This is a genomic window from Rhodococcus yananensis (assembly GCF_020515525.1).
Classification (GTDB): domain Bacteria; phylum Actinomycetota; class Actinomycetes; order Mycobacteriales; family Mycobacteriaceae; genus Rhodococcus; species Rhodococcus yananensis.
The window spans coordinates 12909-29187 of the sequence record NZ_JAIYEP010000038.1 but is presented as its reverse complement, the minus strand read 5'-3'; the positions used below and the strand labels follow the sequence as shown (position 1 = coordinate 29187).

The following is a 16279-nucleotide window of genomic DNA, read 5'->3' as shown; positions in this document are numbered from 1 at the left end:
CGTGCTGCCGGACCGTCAGATCAGGTCACGGCTGCGGGTGCGCCACCAGCCCAGCCCGCAGAGCACGACGGCCCAGGCGACGACCACGAGGGGCGCGGCCGGCCAGCCCGGATGCAACTCGTTGCCGTCACCGGAGAACACGCCGAACAGGGTCGCCGCCGTCGCCTGCGCCGGCAGGATCTGCGCGAGTCCACCGATGTCGAGTCCGTGCAGGATCAGCGAGGTGATCGTCTCCCCGAACGGGACCCACACGCAGATCGCGACGACACTCCCCGTCGTCGAGCCCGTGAGCAGGCCCAGCCCAGCGCCGATCAGCGCCCACAGGGCGGCACAGAGCAGACCCACCGTCAGGACCACCGCGACCTGGCCGCCCGAGGCACCGTCGAAGCCGCCACCGAACATGAGCACGGCCGCTGCCGCGACGATCTCGACGACCGCCCCGTACGCCAGCCCGAACAACGCGGCCGTCGCGAGTTTCGCGGCGATGACGCGGTCGCGTCCGGCGGACATCAACACGGAGGTGGCGAGGGTGTGGTACCGGTACTCGCTGCCGGTGGCGACAGCCCCGAAGAGTGCGGAGAACACGAACACGAGCGTCAACGCGAGGGCGATGCCGACGGCAGCCGCGGCGGCACCGGCGAAACCCTCACCGAGGATCTGCCCGAGATAGCGGAACACGGGCAGTGTCAGCGCGCCGGAGAACACCCCGACGGCGACGGGGACGAGACCGAGGATCCACCAGTACCTCAGCCCCAGCACCTTGCGGAACTCTGCGGTGACGAGTGCGGTCACTGGTGTCCTCCCGATCCGGTCGTCGGCCGCCGGTGCTGATTCAGCCGGTAAACGCCCGGCGGATACCGCGATGTGTCCTGGTGCTGTGGTGGGTCCTGGCGTTGCGGTGGGTTCCGGTGCTGTGGTGGGTCCTCGCGTTGCGAGGTGTCCCGGTGCTGTGGTGGGTTCTGGTGCTGTGGTGGGTCCTGGCGTTGCGGTGGTCCCGGGTCCGGTCCGGCCTGCGGATCGGGTGAGTCATCGGCCTGCGGATCCGGTGAGTCGACGGGGTGCGGGGTCGGCGGCACCACCGTCGGGGTCGGCTGCACCACTGTCGGGGACGGCGGCACCACCGTCGGAGTCGGCTGCGCACCCCACCCCGGAGGTGCGGCCGCGGTGTAGCGGCCGGAGGTCATCGCGAGGAACACCTGCTCGAGATCGACGTGTTCGATGCTCGTCCCGAACAGTTGCACACCGGCGTCGCTCGCGAGCGACGCGATCCGGTCGGGCGCGACACCGACGGCGGCGAGACGCCCGTCCGGCTGGACCTGCACGTCGGTGTGGCCTGCCGCCGCGAGCACCGTGGCCAACCGCACCGGGTCGGACGTGGCGAGCAGTACCCGTGACCGGTACTGCTCCCGCAGGTCGTGCAGGGACGTCTCCGCTACGAGACGGCCGTCGCTGATGATGACCAGGCGGTCGGCCATCTGCTCGACCTCCCGCAGGATGTGGCTGGACACCAGGACGCTGCCCCCGCCCCGCGCGTACGCGACGAGGAAGTCTCGCAGCCACGCCATCCCCTCCGGATCCAGGCCGTTCGCCGGTTCGTCGAGCACCAGGTACCGGGGGGATCCGAGCAGCGCGGTCGCGAGCGCGAGCCGTTGCCGCATACCGAGCGAGAACTCGCCGATCCGCCGACGCGCCACCGACGACAACCCGACCAGGTCCAGGACGTCCCCGGCCCGAGAATCGGGTACTCCCGTCGCGGCGCAGTACACCCGCAGATGGGTTGCGGCGGTGTGCTTGGGATGAGCGCCGCGCGCGTCGAGAACCACACCGACGACCCGCGACGGATTGCCGAGGGACCCGAACGGGACCCCGTCGACGTACGCGGTGCCCGCAGACGGCCGGACCAGGCCGACGAGCATCCCGAGCGTCGTGGTCTTGCCGGAACCGTTGGGGCCGAGGAACCCGGTGATCGTCCCCGGTGGCACCGAGAAACTCAGATCCGAGACGACCGTCCGATCCGCGAACGTCTTCGTCAGCCGATCCACCACGATGCCCGGCGGTGGCGTTCCCGACGAGGTGTACGGCACGTTCGCCGATGGCGCTGTCATGGAATCCCCCCACGGTGCGACGGTGCGGCCGGCCGGTCGGCCGACACGATGCCCGAGCTTACGCAGAATCAGCCGACGAACGGCAGCACCGCGTCGAGGAACGCACCGGGAGAATCGAGCTGCGGGCAGTGCCCCGCGTCGGGGATCACCACCACCCGGCGATCGGTGGTCACGCGGATCCGTCGTGCCGCCGCGGCGGGGGTGAGCCGGTCGTGGGCACCCCACACGAGCAGAGCCGGCACGTCGAGGGCGTGCAACATCTCCGGTGTCGGTAGCCGACCGAGCTCGGCGATGACGGCGGTGCCGACGGCGAGCATGGTGTCGATCTGCTGCCGGGTCGCGTAGTTCGCGGTGAACGCCGCCCGCACGTCGCCGTCCATGCTCGCGGGCCGGTGCATCGCCGCGCGCGCATACAGCGCACCGATGGTGTGCTGCACGAGCGGTGTCGGCAGCGGACGGGAGAGTGATCCGGTGAGCCACGGCGGGATCCGCGCGCCGTGCGTCCACGAGCGGGGGATACCCGCGACGCCCGGCATGTCCGCGAGAACCACCCGGTCCACCGCCTCGGGCCGCGCCGACGCGAACACCATCGCGGTGGTCGCGCCGAGCGAGTTGCCGATCACCGTCACCGGTGCCGTCCGGTCGGCCACCAGCGCGCCGAGCACGTCCACGTAGTGGTCGAGGACCGGGGTGCGCCACTGTCGCCAGCTGCGTCCGAAACCCGGCAGGTCGACGGTGAGCACACGGTGTCGTTCCGCGAGTGCCGGTTCGACCCTGCACCAGGTGCCGCCGTGATCGGAGAAGCCGTGCAACAGCACCACGGTGCGGTCGCCCGACCCCGATTCCCGCACGAACACCGACGCCGACGGCATGCGTGCCCCCTCAGTGCGCGGTGCGGGACGGTAGTTCCGGTACCGCCGGTTGTGGAGGAAGGGCGACGTCGGGCCACACGGTTGGGGCCGGGCCGAACGCGGACCGCGCATTGATGATGGTTCGTTTGCCGATCGTGCGGTTGCCGACACCGCCGATCGCCGCACCGATGCCGGCGGGCACGAGCTTGCCGAGGATCAGGGCGCTCCGCTTCGCCGCGTACTTGCGGATGAACTTCTTCACGAGGGTGTTGTTGACGATCTTCAGCTGCTTGCTGCCGACCTGGGTGGTCAGGGCCTTCGACCAGTTCTCGAGCGAGGTGCCCGTCGCCGCCGCGACGATCTCCTTGCCGGTGTCGCCGAGCGCGACCGCGAGGACCAGAGCACGCCGCTGCTGGTGATCGTGGGGTTCGATGCCGTGTACCGACGCGATCGCCAGGGTCAGCAGCGCCGACGCCTCGAGGAAGAAGACGGCCTCCGCGCCGATCGCCCCGATCGCGGTCAGCGTGCCGATTCCGGGGAACGCCGCGGTGGCACCGGCGGCCGAGCCGCTGCCGGTGACCGCCAGGAGGAACTGCTTCTCGAGCCGTTCGATGATCTGCGCGGGCGTGTCGTCGGGATGCGCGCGTCGGATGTGCTCGACGTACTTCGCGACAGCCGGCCCCTGCAGTCTGCTGCCGTTGTCGAGGAGGTTGACGATGATCTTCTCGACGGCACCGCCGTGTTCGCTCATGGTGGTCTTCGTCCTTGTCTCGGCTCGGGTCGGAACGGGGGTCTACGCTCGACGATGTGGCCGCAACCACACTCGGTGTCGGACGCTCCGACGGTATCCGCCGACTCCCGGCGCCGCCGCTCAGACCGTACATCCGATGGTACGAGGGCTATCGTCTCGAGGGTTTTCCTGCGGGAACCCACCTCGGGTTGCCCTCACCCGACCTGACCGTGGTGCTCACTCTGGGTGCACCGGTCGACATCGCGAGCGCGGCCGCGCCCGGGCAGGCCCCCGGACGGTTCACGACACTCGCCAGCGGGCTCGCCACCGCAGCGGTGGAGATCGCCCACGACGGCAACCAGCACGGCATCCAGCTCGCGGTGACCCCGGCGGGCGCACGCGCCCTGTTCGACGTGCCCACCGCGGCACTCGGAGCGTGGATCGTCGAGCTCGACGACGTGCTCACCGACACCGATCGGCTGCTCGACGGCATCACCGCCGCGTCGACCTGGCAGGGACGTTTCGATGTGCTCGACCGCATCCTGGTCCGCCGGCTCGCCGCTGCCCACACGACCGTCGTGGATCGGTCCCTGGACCGCGCGTGGTCGCTGCTCGTGCACGGGCGGGGAACCGCGGTCCGCGATGTCGCCTCCGATGTGGGATGGAGCCGGCGACGCCTGACGTCCCGGTTCACCGCCGAGTTCGGGGTCGCGCCGAAGGACGCGTCGCGGATCGCGCGGTTCGACCGGTCACGGCTGCTCCTCGCCGGTGCACCCGGGCGTCGCCTCGCGGACGTCGCCGTCGCCGCCGGCTACTACGACCAGGCGCATCTCGCCCGTGAGTGGCGTGCCCTCGCCGGGGTGCCCCCGTCGCGATGGTTGGCCGACGAGGTCTTCCCATTCGTACAAGACACCGCCGTCCGATCGGACGACGCTGGAAGACATGACCGACAAGACCATGACCGAGAAGACACCGGTGGACGATGAACGACAGCGCGACACGACGACCCGGGTACCGGGGGTGATCGAACATCGGGGTGTGTGGCCGTGCCTCGCCTACGGAGACGCACCCGCGGCGATGCGGTTCCTCGTCGACACCCTCGGGTTCGTCGAGACCGCGCGTTACGGCGACGGCGATCGCGTCGACCACGCCGAACTGACCTGGCCGCACGGCGGTGGGATCATGCTCGGCTCCGCAGGACGCGACACCGCGATCGACCAGCACGCGAACACCGGCTCGGTGTATCTCGTCGTCCCCGACGACGCCACCGTCGACCGGGTGCACGCGCGTGTGCGGGAGGCGGGTGCGGAGATCGTCGTCGAACTGCGCAACGAGGACTACGGCTCGCACGGGTTCACGTGCCGCGACCCGCAGGGCGTGCACTGGAGCATCGGCACCTATCCGGGACATCCGTGACGGGACATCCGTGACAGGACATCCGTGAGACTGCGGCACCTCACAGCGGCGTGTGCCCGGCCGGGACACGCTCGGCGGGCCGGGGCGGGGGCGGCGGTGTACCGTCCCCGAACGGCCGTCCGCCGAGCGCATCACGACCGTGCGGGCTCACCCATCCCGACAGGTCCGGGCCGCGCGGCACGATCCGCGTCGGATTGATGTCGGTGTGGACCCGGTAGTAGTGCTGCTTGATCTGCACGAAGTCGACGGTGTCCCCGAATCCGGGGGTCTGGAACAGATCCCGGGCGTACGCCCACAGCGCCGGGAACGCGGTGAGTGGATTGCGATTGCACTTGAAGTGCCCGTGGTAGACGGGATCGAAGCGCACGAGCGTCGTGAACAGGCGCACATCCGCCTCGGTGATGGATTCGCCGACCAGATAGCGTCGTGTCGACAGTCGCTCCTCCAACAGATCGAGGCGCGCGAACAGCCGGTCGAACGCCGCGTCGTACGCCTCCTGCGAACCCGCGAAACCGCACCGGTACACGCCGTTGTTGACGTCGCGGTACACGTCGTCGGCAACCTCGCCGATCTCCGTCCGCAGGGACTCGGGGAACAGGTCCGGTGCCCCCTCACGGTGGAAGGCGGTCCACTCCGTGGAGAAGTCGAGTGTGATCTGCGCGTAGTCGTTGGTGACGACCTGCCCGGTCGGAACGTCCACGATCGCCGGCACCGTGATACCCCGCGGATATCCCGGTTGTCGCGCGAAGTAGGCGTCCTGCAACCGCTCGATGCCGAGGACCGGGTCGACGCCGCCCGGGTCGAGGTCGAACGTCCAACTCCGCTCGTCGTGCACCGGCCCGCACAACCCGAGCGAGAGCGCATCCTCGAGCCCGAGGAGACGCCGCACGATCAGCGTCCGGTTCGCCCACGGGCACGCACGCGCCGCGACGAGCCGGTAGCGACCCGCGACCACCGGGTATCCGTCGCGGCCGTCCGCGGTGATGCGTGTCGTGATGTAGCGGGTGTCGCGCGTGTACCCGGCGCCCGGCTCGATGTACCGGCCGCCGGTGTGGTCCTCGTCGGTGCTCACGTGCAGTCCTCTCGCTCGGACGTCGCGCGGCTCACCTCGGGGGCGGGACACGCACGGTCGTCAGGATTCCCCAATCCCCGTATCCCAGCACCGCCGCCAGGCCCCGCGCGGCGAAATCGTCGCGGCGCGCACGCCACAGCGGTATCAGACCCGCATCGAGGGCGTCGTGGGTGCACAACGTCGCGACGGTCGCGGCCAGACCCAGCCGCCGATGATCGGGGGTGGTCAGGGCGCGGACGTCGGCGACGAGCGTCCCGATCTCGCGGCAGCCGGCGGCCGCGAGCGCCCGGTGGTCGTCGTCGAGCAGCACGAACAGGCGTTCCGTCCCGGGGGTCTGCAGCTCGGACTCGGCGACGTCGTCGGGTGGGCAGCGTCGCGTCATCTCCGCGAGGTCGGTGGGGTCGTGGGAGATCAGCGGATCGCGGACACGGGCGGCATCGACCCAGTCCGAGCACAATCCCAGGATCTCGGTGCGGGCCGGGTAGCCGCCCGTCGCCGCGCGCAGGTGCGCATCGTCGAGTTCGTCGTCGGGGTACCCGTCGATCGCGGCGACGGCACGTTCGGGTCCGGCGACCACGGTGATATCCCCGGCGGTGAGCACCCGTAGTGTCGGCGATGCGTCGTCGACGGTCGTGATCCGGCCGCGGGATGCGAGCGCGTCGTACTCCAGGCCGAATTCGCGGCACCAGGCCAGCTCGGCGATGCTCGAGAGATGTGGGTCCACGCGCATACCGTAGACCCGGACGAGCGGAGGACGACGGTGAGCACATCGGGCGGGAACGACACCCCGCGGGAATCCGCGGCGGGCACCCCGGCGCGCCCCGGGGGTGTCGCGGCGTCGGACACCGCGACGCAGTGGGCGGCGCTCGGCGCGTTGTGCCTGGGCTTTTTCATGATCCTCGTCGACAGCACGATCGTGTCGGTCGCGAACCCGGCGATCATGCGCGAACTCGGCGCCGACATCGAATCGGTGGTGTGGGTCACCAGCGCGTATCTGCTCGCGTACGCGGTGCCTCTGCTCATCACGGGCCGGCTCGGCGACCGGTTCGGCCAGCGGCGGGTCTACCTCGCGGGACTGGTGTTGTTCACCGTCGCGTCACTGTGTTGCGGGTTGGCGTCGAACATCGGGACGCTGATCGTCGCCCGCGTCTTCCAGGGTTTCGGGGCGGCGCTGATGTCGCCGCAGACGATGGCCGTGATCACCCGGATCTTCCCGGCGGATCGCCGCGGATCGGCGATGGGGGTGTGGGGCGCGGTCGCGGGTGTCGCGACGCTCGTCGGTCCGCTCGCCGGTGGTGTCCTCGTCGACGGTCTGGGGTGGGAGTGGATCTTCTTCGTGAACGTGCCGGTCGGGGTGATCGGGTTCGTGCTGGCGGCGAAGTTCGTTCCCGCGCTGCCCGTGCACAGTCACCGGTTCGATGTGCCCGGCGTGGTCATCAGCGCGCTGGGCATGTTCCTGCTGGTGTTCGGCATCCAGGAGGGCAACGGCTACGACTGGTCGGCCGGGGTGTGGGCGATGATCGGTGCCGGAATGGTGCTGCTGGTGCTGTTCGTGTGGTACCAGTCGTGGGGACGCGGTGAGCCGCTCGTGCCGTTGCGCCTGTTCCGTGACCGCAACTTCTCGCTCGCGAACGTCGGGATCGCGGCGATCGGGTTCGCGATCACGGCGGTCATGTTGCCGTTGATGTTCTACGCGCAGAACGTGCGCGGGCTGAGCCCGACGGGGGCGGCGTTGTTGATGGTGCCGATGGCGGTGCTCAGCGGTGTGCTGGCACCGTTCGTGGGGCGCCTGGTGGATGTGCTGCACCCCCGCTACATCGCGGGCACGGGCTTCGCGTTGCTGGCGGTCGCCTTCGCGTGGCTCGCGCTGGTGATGACACCCGATTCGGCGACCTGGGAGTTGCTGCTGCCCATCGCGCTGACCGGTGTGGCGAGCGCCGGTATCTGGGCTCCGCTGTCGGCCACGGCGACGCACAACCTGGACCAGGAACTCGCCGGTGCCGGTTCGGGTGTCTACAACACGACCCGGCAGGTCGGTGCGGTGCTCGGCAGCGCGGCGGTCGGGGCGTTGATGGCGGGGTTGTTGTCGTCGCACGGTCTCGACGAGAACGTCGCGAACGGTCCGGCGGGTCTTCCCGAGGCCGCGCGGGAGCCGTACTCGGCGGCGATGTCCGGCTCGATGTGGTTGCCGGCGGCCGTCCTCGTGGTCGGGTTCGTCGTGTCCGTGTTGTTCGCGCGTCCTCGTGCGCAGGTCGAGCGGCGCGTCGCGACGGGGTGAACCGATCGGGGTGCGACATCGAAATGTGACCCACGCCATAACCGGTGCCCATATAGTGCAAGGCAACCACGGCGTTGGGAGGTGGCGATGTCGCTGGCGGTGGTCGATGTGCCCGTCAAGGTCGGGTGGCTGCAGGACGATCGTGTCTGTCGCCGATCGGGCGGCATCCTGCAGTACGACGATCTCGAACCGTGCCTGGCCGAACTGCTCGACCGCAGTGCGCTGCGCTACTCGAACCGGATCGCAGCTGTCGACCGCGGTGGGCGTGCGGTCTGCTACCGAGATCTGTGGTCGGCGGCGGCGCAGGTCGCGGGGGGCCTCCTCGATCAGGGTGTCGGACCGGCAGACCGGGTCCTCGTCCATTACCAGAACGGCTTCGACTGGCTGCAGGCCTTCCTGGGAGTCGTGCTCGCCGGTGCGGTGCCCGTCCTGCCCGATCCGTCGTGCAGCGACGGTGAACTCGCGTGGATCGCGGCGGACAGCGGAGCGGCGGTCGTGCTCGACGGCACCCTCCCGGCGGGGATCGCCTTCCTCGACGGTGGTGCGGGCCCCGACGAACTGGCGTTGCTCTACTACGTGCGTGGCGTCGGCGGTGTGCTGCGCGGCGTCGAGCTGACCAACACCAACGTCCTGTCGACGATCGAAGCGGTGGTGCATGCCCTGGATCTGGTGGGCGACGGCACCCGCACCGTCATCACGGCGCCGCTGTCCACCGCAGTCGGATGCAGTGTGCAACTGTTGCCGACCCTGGCGGTCGGCGGCACCGTCGTCGCGGCCGGTGCCCGCGGAACCCGCGTCCCGTGGCGGCACCTGCGTGCGTCGTTCCCCACGTCCCGTTGTGTTCGGGGCTGGGGTGTCGCCGAAACCGGCGGCATCGGGTTGTTGCTGCCGTCGGAGTTCCGGCGGCGTCACCCGCGCAGTGTCGGTGTGCCGTTCGGGGGGATCGAGGTGGCGCTGCTCGGTCCGGACGCCGACCGCGGCAGGGGTGAGCTGCTCTGTCGCGGCCCGAGTGTGGCGCGCCGATACTGGAACAACCCCGATGCGACGGCGGAATCGTTCGCCGACGGCTGGTTCCGTACCGGCGACCAGGTGTACATCGACGCCGCCGGGTTCGTCGACCCCGTCGCCGTGCGCGTCTCCTGACCCGTGCGCACTTCTGGTAGCCCCCGCTACCAGAAGTGCGCACGGGTCAGGGACCGAGGACGGTGTCGAGATGCGCGTTGGCGAACACCCGATCGGGGTCGACGCGGTCGCGGACCGCGACGAACTCGTCGAACCGGGGGTAGGCGGGCTTCAGGTCCTCGGCGGTGCGGGTGTGGAGTTTGCCCCAGTGCGGACGTCCGTCGACACCGCGCATGATCGCTTCGACGGCCGCGAAGTACGGCTGATGGTCGCGGCGGTGGAATTCGTGCACGGCCACGTACGCGGTGTCCCGCCCGTGCGCCGTCGACAGCCACACGTCGTCGGCCGCGGCGAACCGGACCTCGACGGGGAAGCCGACGGTCGCGCCCGTGCCGCGGACCCATCGGTCGATGTCGCCGAGTGCCTCGGGTAGGGCTGCCACCGGGATCGCGTACTCCATCTCCCGGAACCGCACCCGGCGCGGTGACGCGAACACCCGGTAGCTGCGGTCGACGAAGGTCCGCGGCGACAGTGCCCGAGACGACACCGCGTTCAGACGGGGGATCGCCGCGGGTGCGGCCGTGCCGAGATACTGGAACGCCCCGAAGATCCCGTTCGAGAGCACTTCGTCCTCGACGAATCCTCGGGCCCGGCCGACCGGCTCGACGGGGGTGCTTCCGGGCAGCCGCGTGTTGTGTTTGGTGAGCACCCCGTCGGTGTGCGGAAACCAGTAGAACTCGAAGTGGTCGGCGCCGACCAGGCCGTCGAGTGCCGCGAGGGTGCCGCGCAGCGATCCGGGGCGCTCCTCGGCGCGCAGCCGGAACGCGGGCACACAGTCGACCGTGACGGTCGCGAGCACTCCGACGGCGCCGAGCCCGAGCCGCGACGCCTCGAACAGGTCGGGTTCGTGGTCGGGGGAGCACTCGACGATCGAGCCGTCGGCGAGGACCACCGTCGTCGCGCACACCTGGGCGGCGAGGCCCGCGAATCCGGCGCCGGTGCCGTGCGTTCCGGTGGAGATCGCGCCGGCCACGGACTGGACGTCGATGTCGCCGAGGTTCGCGAGCGCCAGCCCGTGCATCCACAGCTGCTCGTTGAGTTCGTGCAAGCGGGTTCCGGCCCGGACGGTGACGCGCGCGCCCGTGGCGGTCGGCTCCACGGCGACGATCCCGCTCATCCGGTCCAGGGACAGCAACGTCCCGTCGGTGACGGCGACGCCGGTGAACGAATGACCCGCGCCGGCCGCCTTGATGCGACGTCCCGCCGCGGTGGACCGCTGCACGACGTCGGCCAGCTCGGCTGTGTCCGCGGGGGTTTCGAATCGCTGAGGGCTCGCCGATTCGGTTCGTGCCCAGTTGCGCCAGGTCGCCATGGTCATTCATGATGACTTGGACGAGCGTCCAGGTCAATGGGCCGTGCGGGATCCGGTCTGCCTCTACCATCGGGGCATGTCGAACCGGTTGCCCGCGGACGAACGTCGAACCCAGCTCGTCGAATCCGCACTCGAACTTGCCGAACACGGTGGTGTGGGAGCGGTGACCGTCCGCGCCGTCGCCGAGAGGGCCGGTGTGTCCCTCGGGGTGGTGCACTACTGTTTCGACAGTAAGGAAGCCCTTGTCGTCGCGATGGCTCAACACCTCATCGAAGAGATCGCCGACGCGATGCGCGCCGCTTTCGACACCTCCTTCGGCGGCACCTACCCGCAGGGACTCCGCGGTCTGCGTCAGCTGCTGTACGCGGGGATCAGCGCCGCGTGGCCGACGATCGAGGCCACCGCCGGACGACAGCTGCTCACCTACGAGATCACCACCTACTCGCTGCGGCACCGGTGCGCGGGTGCGCCGCTCGGCGGCGACATCGCGGCACACCAGTACCGGGCGATGGATGTGCAGGCCCAGAAGTTCCTGGCGGCGTGCGCCGACTGCACCGGCACGACGTGGACCGAACCGCTCGAGTCCATCGCACGGATCGCCCTCGCACTGCTCGACGGCTTCGCGTTGCGCTGGCTCGTCGACCGCGACAGCGACGCGATCGTCAGCGAACTCGACGACATGGCCGGCGTCATCGCCGCGCGCGCCGCCGAAATCGAGTGATCCCACCCCATCGACCCATTCTCCGTCGTCAGATCGGGACCCCACCGTGACCATCACAGACCCCACATCGACCACCGCGCTCGACCGGCTCGACGCCGCGACCGCCGAACTCGATCCTCCTTTCGCCGCACTGGACCTCGCGACACTCCGCCGCAACGCCGCCGATCTCGTCCGCCGTGCCGCGGGCACCCCGATCCGGGTGGCGAGCAAGTCGGTCCGCTGCCGTGCCGTGCTCGAGGAGGTGCTCGGCGCCGAACTCACCGGTCGCGGTGGGTTCCGCGGCATCATGGCGTACTCGCTGCGCGAAGCACTCTGGCTCGTCGACCGGGGTGCCCGCGACATCCTGCTGGGCTACCCGACCGCCGATCGCGGAGCCCTCGCCGACCTCGCGCAGCGTCCCGACGCGCTCGCCGCAATCACCCTGATGATCGATTCCCCCGCCCACCTCGACGTGATCCGCTCGGCGGCGGGAACCGAGAAGGTCCGTCCCCGAGTGTGTCTCGACGTCGACGCGTCCCTGCGCGTCGGGCCGGTGCACCTCGGTGTCCGGCGCTCCCCGCTGCGGACCCCCGACGAGGTCGCCTCGCTCGCCCGCCGTGCCGTCGCGGCCGGGTTCGATGTCGTCGGGGTCATGTTCTACGAGGCGCAGATCGCCGGACTGCCGGACTCGTCGATGCCGGTGCGGTGGGTCAAGAGGGCTTCCGCGCGGGAGTTGGCCGCGCGTCGTTCCGCGGTGGTCGCGGCGGTTCGGGCCGAGGTGGGTGTGCTCGAGATCGTCAACAGCGGCGGAACCGGCTCCCTGGAGGTCAGTTCCGCCGATCCGGTGGTCACCGAGGTCACCGCGGGGTCGGGTCTGTACGTGCCCACCCTGTTCGACCACTACCGGTCGTTCACCCCGAACCCGTCGCTGTTCTTCGCCCTGTCCGCGGTGCGCCGACCCACTCCGGCGATCGCGACGCTGTTCGGCGGCGGCTACATCGCCTCGGGTCCGGCGGGTGCGTCGCGGGTGCCGACACCGGTGCGCCCGAGCGGACTCCGTCTGCTGCGCAACGAGGGTGCCGGCGAGGTCCAGACCCCGGTGGGTGGTCGCGCCGCCGCCGACATCACGATCGGTTCGCGGGTGTGGTTCCGGCACGCGAAGGCCGGTGAACTGTGCGAACGGTTCGCACACGTGCACATCGTCTCCGACGACGGCACCCGCACCGCCGTCCCCACCTACCGCGGGGAGGGCCACTGCTGGTGACGGCCGCGGGACGGTGCGGGACAATCGGTGCCGTGCCGTTCCTCGCCGGTACCACCGGCCGCCTCCACTACCGTCACCGGCCCGTCGACGGTGCCGTCGCCGCACTCGTGTTCGCGCACGGCATCCGGCAGCACACCGGCAACTACCACCGTTTCGCGCACCGGCTCGCCGGCCACGGCATCGCGCTGTGGGGGCTGGATCTGGCCGGGCACGGCCTGTCCGAGGGGGAGCCGGACGCGGCGGGGGACGTCGCCGCGCACGCCGCAGACCTGGCGTTGCTGGCGGGGATCGCCGAGACCGACGGTCTTCCGGCGGTCGTGATGGGGCACTCGTTGGGTGCGGCGTCGGTGCTGCGCTTGCTGTGTGACGGCGACGCGGACCGGTTCGCCGCCGCGGTGCTGTGCGGTACACCCCGCACGGCGGCGGTGGCCGCGACGGCGGAGGCACTCGCGGAACTGCGCCTCCCGGTGCTGGCGGTGCACGGTGTCGACGACCGGCTCGCGCCCGTCGACTCGGTGCGCGACTGGGCGTCGGCGATCCGGACCGTGCGGTGGCGCGAGTACGCCGACGCGGGTCACGACCTGCTGCACGAACCCGTGCACCGCGTGGTCACCGACGACGTCGCCGCATTCGTCCTCGACGCGACGCGACGCGCCCCGGTCCGGTCGGTACCGGGCCGGGGCGCTGAGCGCGTTCCGCGTGCCGAGCGCGGAACGTGCGGTCAGGAGTAGATCGCGGCGATCTCCGCGCCGTGCTTCTCGTGGATGACGTTGCGCTTGAGCTTGAGCGTCGGCGTCAGCTCACCCGTCTCGATCGTGAAGTCGGTCTCGAGGATGCGGTACTTCTTGATCGCCTCGGCCTTCGACACCTTGGTGTTCGTGTCGGCGACGGCCTCGTCGATCTCGGCGATCAGATCCGGGTTCTTGAGCAGCTCGGAGATGGGCGTGCCGGCGGGCAGACCGTGCCGCTCCAGCCAACCGGGCAGGGTCTCCGGGTCGAGGGTGAGCAGTGCACCGATGAACGGCTTCGCGTCGCCGACGACGAGGACCTGGCTGATCAGCGGATGCGCGCGCAGGGCGTCCTCGAGCACGGCCGGTGCGACGTTCTTGCCGCCGGCGGTGACGATGATCTCCTTCTTGCGGCCGGTGATGTAGACGTAGCCGTCCTCGTCGATCCGCCCCAGATCGCCCGTGTGGAACCAGCCGTCGCGGATCGAGTCGGCGGTCGCGGCCTCGTTGTGCCAGTAGCCGGTGAACACCTGGGGACCCTTGAGTAGGAGCTCACCGTCCTCGGCGATCTTCGCGGCGCTGCCGGACAGCGGGCGCCCCACCGAACCGACACGCTGGTGCGAGACGGTGTTGACGGTGATCGCCGCGCTCGTCTCGGTCAGGCCGTAGCCCTCGTACACCGGGATGCCCACGCCGCGGAAGAAGTGGCCGAGGCGCGCGCCGAGCGGAGCGCCGCCGGAGACCGCGCGCTCGCACTCGCCGCCGAGTGCCGCGCGCAGCTTGCCGTACACCAGCTTGTCGAACACGGCGTGCTTGAGCTTCAACCCGAGCCCCGGACCGCCGTTCTCGATCGCCTCGCTGTAGGCGATGGCGGTGGCTGCGGCCTTGTCGAAGATCGAGCCCTTGCCGCCGTCGTACGCCTTCTGCTTGGCCGAGTTGTACACCTTCTCGAACACGCGCGGAACCGAGAGGATGAAGTTCGGCTTGAACGCGGCGAACTGGTCGAGCAGCGTCGAGATGTCGGACGTGTGCGCGACGGTCACCTTCGAGTCGAAGGCGCTGAACGAGATCGCGCGGGCGAAGACGTGGGCCATCGGCAGGAACATCAGGGTGCGCTTGCCCGGCACCATCGCGTCGGGCATCGCGGCGCGGTTGGCCGCGGACTCGCCGTAGAAGTTGCCGTGGGTCAGCTGCACGCCCTTGGGGCGACCGGTGGTCCCGGAGGTGTAGATCAACGTGGCGGCGGAGTCGGCGCGAACCTGCTTGCGGCGCTCCTCGACCTGCGCGTCGGTGATCGCGGCACCCCGCGCGACGAGTTCGTCGACGGCGCCCTTGGCTCCCTGCGCCGCCTCGATCTGCAGCACCTCGCGCAGGGCGGGTGCCGCGTCGGCGACGGCCTTGACGGTCTGCGCGTGCGTGCCCGTCTCGACGATGAGCAGCGATGTCGCCGAGTCCTCGAGGATCCACTGCGCCTGGTCGGCGGAGGAGGTCTCGTAGATCGCGACGGTGCAGCCACCGGCCGTCCAGATCGCGTAGTCGAGCAGAACCCACTCGTAGCGGGTTCCGGACAGGATGGCGACCCGGTCGCCGAACTCGATGCCCGAGGCGATCAGCCCCTTGGCGACCGCTCGCACGTCGGCGGCGAACTGGCGAGCGGTGACCTGCACCCACTTGCCGTCGACGAGTCGTTCGAACGGTACGAGATCGGGTGATTCCTGTTCGTGCCGGAACACCGAATCTGCCATCGATGCGTCCTCGGGAATAGAGAACGACTGCGGGACGGCAATCTCACTCACTGTGACCCCTCCATCTTTTCGTCCGGTCGATGTGCATTGCATCACGTCTGGACCGATTTCGCACCACCCGAGTTGTCGGGAATGTGTGTTTTCGCGTGTTCAGTGTGCGTGATCCGCGCCACGAAAGCTACCCGTGGGTAGCACAAGATACCCGAAGTGGGCCGTGTGACGGGCCGGTGCGGCCGATCAACCGTCCAGCAGTCGCGCGGACTCGTCGTCGCCGAGTTGGTGGAAATCCCGGTACGCGGCGCCGACGCTGTCGAGCGCATCCGACGTCCACGGGCACACCACCTCGTCGGTCACCCGCGACAGTCGCCGCACCGAATCCGGCGACGCGACCGGGACGGCGAGGACGATGCGTGCGGCGCCGGCCGCCCGTGCCGCGCGACAGGCCACCTCCGCGGTGGCCCCGGTGGCGACGCCGTCGTCGACGATCACCGTCGTGCGGCCGGTGAGGTGGATCCGCTGTCGGTCACCGCGCAGCAGGGCGATGCGGCGCGCCAACTCCGCGCGTTCGGCCGCCTCGACCCGGGCGACGCTCCCGGCCCGGACCCCGGTGCTGCGGAGGACGTCGTCGTTGAGCACGCGGAAGCCGTCCTCGGCGATCGCGCCCATCGCGACCTCCGGGTGCCAGGGCACCCCGAGTTTGCGGACGATCAGCACGTCGAGGGGTGCGTCGAGGGCGTCGGCGACCTCGCGGGCGACGGGAATCCCGCCGCGGGGCAGCGCCACGATCACCGGGTCGGTGTCGCGCAGGTGGGCCAGGGCCCGGGCGAGTCGGCGTCCGGCCTCGGGCCGATCCGCGTACCGCATGTGCCCAGTATGCGCCGTTCCCGGACGTCTTC

15 protein-coding genes and 1 pseudogene are annotated in these 16279 nt (G+C 70.3%); 7 read left to right on the top strand and 9 right to left on the bottom strand.

The window, feature by feature from the left end:
- Positions 1-15: 15 nt before the first annotated feature.
- The 4 genes and pseudogenes from LDQ05_RS11315 to LDQ05_RS11300 all read right to left on the bottom strand — a co-directional run bounded on the left by LDQ05_RS11315 (position 16) and on the right by LDQ05_RS11300 (position 3707).
- Positions 16-792 carry an ABC transporter permease gene (locus tag LDQ05_RS11315; protein WP_226437059.1) on the bottom strand — a complete coding sequence of 259 codons (777 nt, stop codon included), beginning with the start codon at positions 790-792 and terminating at the stop codon, positions 16-18.
- 245 nt (positions 793-1037) lie between these two features.
- Positions 1038-2105: pseudogene (locus tag LDQ05_RS11310) on the bottom strand (ATP-binding cassette domain-containing protein); the annotation flags it as partial.
- Positions 2106-2173: 68 nt separating this feature from the next.
- Entirely contained in the window at positions 2174-2977 is an 804-nt protein-coding gene (locus LDQ05_RS11305; RefSeq protein WP_226437058.1) for an alpha/beta fold hydrolase, read from the bottom strand.
- Between the two features lie 10 nt (positions 2978-2987).
- Complete coding sequence (locus LDQ05_RS11300; RefSeq protein WP_226437057.1) at positions 2988-3707, bottom strand: YbdD/YjiX family protein; 720 nt, start codon at positions 3705-3707, stop codon at positions 2988-2990.
- Between the two features lie 56 nt (positions 3708-3763).
- Between LDQ05_RS11300 and LDQ05_RS11295 the strand changes: the two genes are divergently transcribed.
- Both LDQ05_RS11295 and LDQ05_RS11290 read left to right on the top strand, forming a co-directional pair.
- Positions 3764-4672 carry a helix-turn-helix domain-containing protein gene (locus LDQ05_RS11295; RefSeq protein WP_226437056.1) on the top strand — a complete coding sequence of 303 codons (909 nt, stop codon included), beginning with the start codon at positions 3764-3766 and terminating at the stop codon, positions 4670-4672.
- Between the two features lie 52 nt (positions 4673-4724).
- Positions 4725-5102 (top strand): VOC family protein, encoded by a 378-nt coding sequence (locus LDQ05_RS11290; RefSeq protein WP_226437066.1) that lies wholly within the window; start codon positions 4725-4727, stop codon positions 5100-5102.
- A 40-nt stretch (positions 5103-5142) separates the two neighbouring features.
- Here the strand turns inward: LDQ05_RS11290 and LDQ05_RS11285 are convergent, their stop codons facing one another.
- Positions 5143-6174: a glutathione S-transferase family protein gene (locus LDQ05_RS11285; protein WP_372461081.1), complete on the bottom strand. Its 1032-nt coding sequence runs from the start codon at positions 6172-6174 to the stop codon at positions 5143-5145.
- A 31-nt stretch (positions 6175-6205) separates the two neighbouring features.
- On the bottom strand, positions 6206-6904 hold the full coding sequence (locus LDQ05_RS11280; RefSeq protein WP_264184832.1) for a GNAT family N-acetyltransferase: 699 nt from the start codon (positions 6902-6904) through the stop codon (positions 6206-6208).
- A gap of 144 nt (positions 6905-7048) precedes the next feature.
- On the opposite strand from LDQ05_RS11280, the gene LDQ05_RS11275 reads away from it, so the two are divergent.
- Together LDQ05_RS11275 and LDQ05_RS11270 are read left to right on the top strand one after the other, a co-directional pair.
- The gene (locus LDQ05_RS11275) at positions 7049-8452 is read left to right on the top strand and encodes a DHA2 family efflux MFS transporter permease subunit (RefSeq protein WP_264184839.1); all 1404 of its coding nucleotides are present in this window, start codon (positions 7049-7051) and stop codon (positions 8450-8452) included.
- Positions 8453-8539: 87 nt separating this feature from the next.
- Positions 8540-9595 (top strand): class I adenylate-forming enzyme family protein, encoded by a 1056-nt coding sequence (locus LDQ05_RS11270; protein ID WP_226437053.1) that lies wholly within the window; start codon positions 8540-8542, stop codon positions 9593-9595.
- A gap of 46 nt (positions 9596-9641) precedes the next feature.
- On the opposite strand, the gene LDQ05_RS11265 is transcribed toward LDQ05_RS11270, so the two are convergent.
- Positions 9642-10952: a D-arabinono-1,4-lactone oxidase gene (locus LDQ05_RS11265; RefSeq protein ID WP_226437052.1), complete on the bottom strand. Its 1311-nt coding sequence runs from the start codon at positions 10950-10952 to the stop codon at positions 9642-9644.
- Between the two features lie 70 nt (positions 10953-11022).
- Here LDQ05_RS11265 and LDQ05_RS11260 point away from each other — a divergent pair, with 70 nt between their 5' ends.
- Genes LDQ05_RS11260 through LDQ05_RS11250 form a run of 3 tightly spaced genes read left to right on the top strand, consistent with a single transcriptional unit; the run spans position 11023 to position 13641 of the window.
- Positions 11023-11667 (top strand): TetR/AcrR family transcriptional regulator, encoded by a 645-nt coding sequence (locus LDQ05_RS11260; RefSeq protein WP_226437051.1) that lies wholly within the window; start codon positions 11023-11025, stop codon positions 11665-11667.
- Positions 11668-11713: 46 nt separating this feature from the next.
- Positions 11714-12910: an amino acid deaminase/aldolase gene (locus LDQ05_RS11255; RefSeq protein ID WP_226437050.1), complete on the top strand. Its 1197-nt coding sequence runs from the start codon at positions 11714-11716 to the stop codon at positions 12908-12910.
- 32 nt (positions 12911-12942) lie between these two features.
- Positions 12943-13641 (top strand): alpha/beta hydrolase, encoded by a 699-nt coding sequence (locus LDQ05_RS11250; RefSeq protein ID WP_226437049.1) that lies wholly within the window; start codon positions 12943-12945, stop codon positions 13639-13641.
- Here LDQ05_RS11250 and LDQ05_RS11245 read toward each other — a convergent pair.
- Complete coding sequence (locus LDQ05_RS11245) at positions 13632-15434, bottom strand: AMP-dependent synthetase/ligase (protein WP_226437048.1); 1803 nt, start codon at positions 15432-15434, stop codon at positions 13632-13634. The two genes, LDQ05_RS11250 and LDQ05_RS11245, sit on opposite strands and share 10 nt — an antisense overlap.
- A 186-nt stretch (positions 15435-15620) precedes the next feature.
- A complete protein-coding gene (locus LDQ05_RS11240) occupies positions 15621-16247 on the bottom strand; it encodes a phosphoribosyltransferase (RefSeq protein WP_226437047.1) in 627 nt (208 codons plus the stop codon).
- Positions 16248-16279 lie beyond the last annotated feature (32 nt).

Coding starts and splice junctions, on each gene's coding strand:
- LDQ05_RS11305 (WP_226437058.1), bottom strand. CDS start 2,977: ATGCCGTCGGCGTCGGTGTTCGTGCGGGAATCGGGGTCGGGCGACCGC.
- LDQ05_RS11270 (WP_226437053.1), top strand. CDS start 8,540: ATGTCGCTGGCGGTGGTCGATGTGCCCGTCAAGGTCGGGTGGCTGCAG.
- LDQ05_RS11260 (WP_226437051.1), top strand. CDS start 11,023: ATGTCGAACCGGTTGCCCGCGGACGAACGTCGAACCCAGCTCGTCGAA.
- LDQ05_RS11240 (WP_226437047.1), bottom strand. CDS start 16,247: ATGCGGTACGCGGATCGGCCCGAGGCCGGACGCCGACTCGCCCGGGCC.
- LDQ05_RS11280 (WP_264184832.1), bottom strand. CDS start 6,904: ATGCGCGTGGACCCACATCTCTCGAGCATCGCCGAGCTGGCCTGGTGC.
- LDQ05_RS11265 (WP_226437052.1), bottom strand. CDS start 10,952: ATGACCATGGCGACCTGGCGCAACTGGGCACGAACCGAATCGGCGAGC.
- LDQ05_RS11300 (WP_226437057.1), bottom strand. CDS start 3,707: ATGAGCGAACACGGCGGTGCCGTCGAGAAGATCATCGTCAACCTCCTC.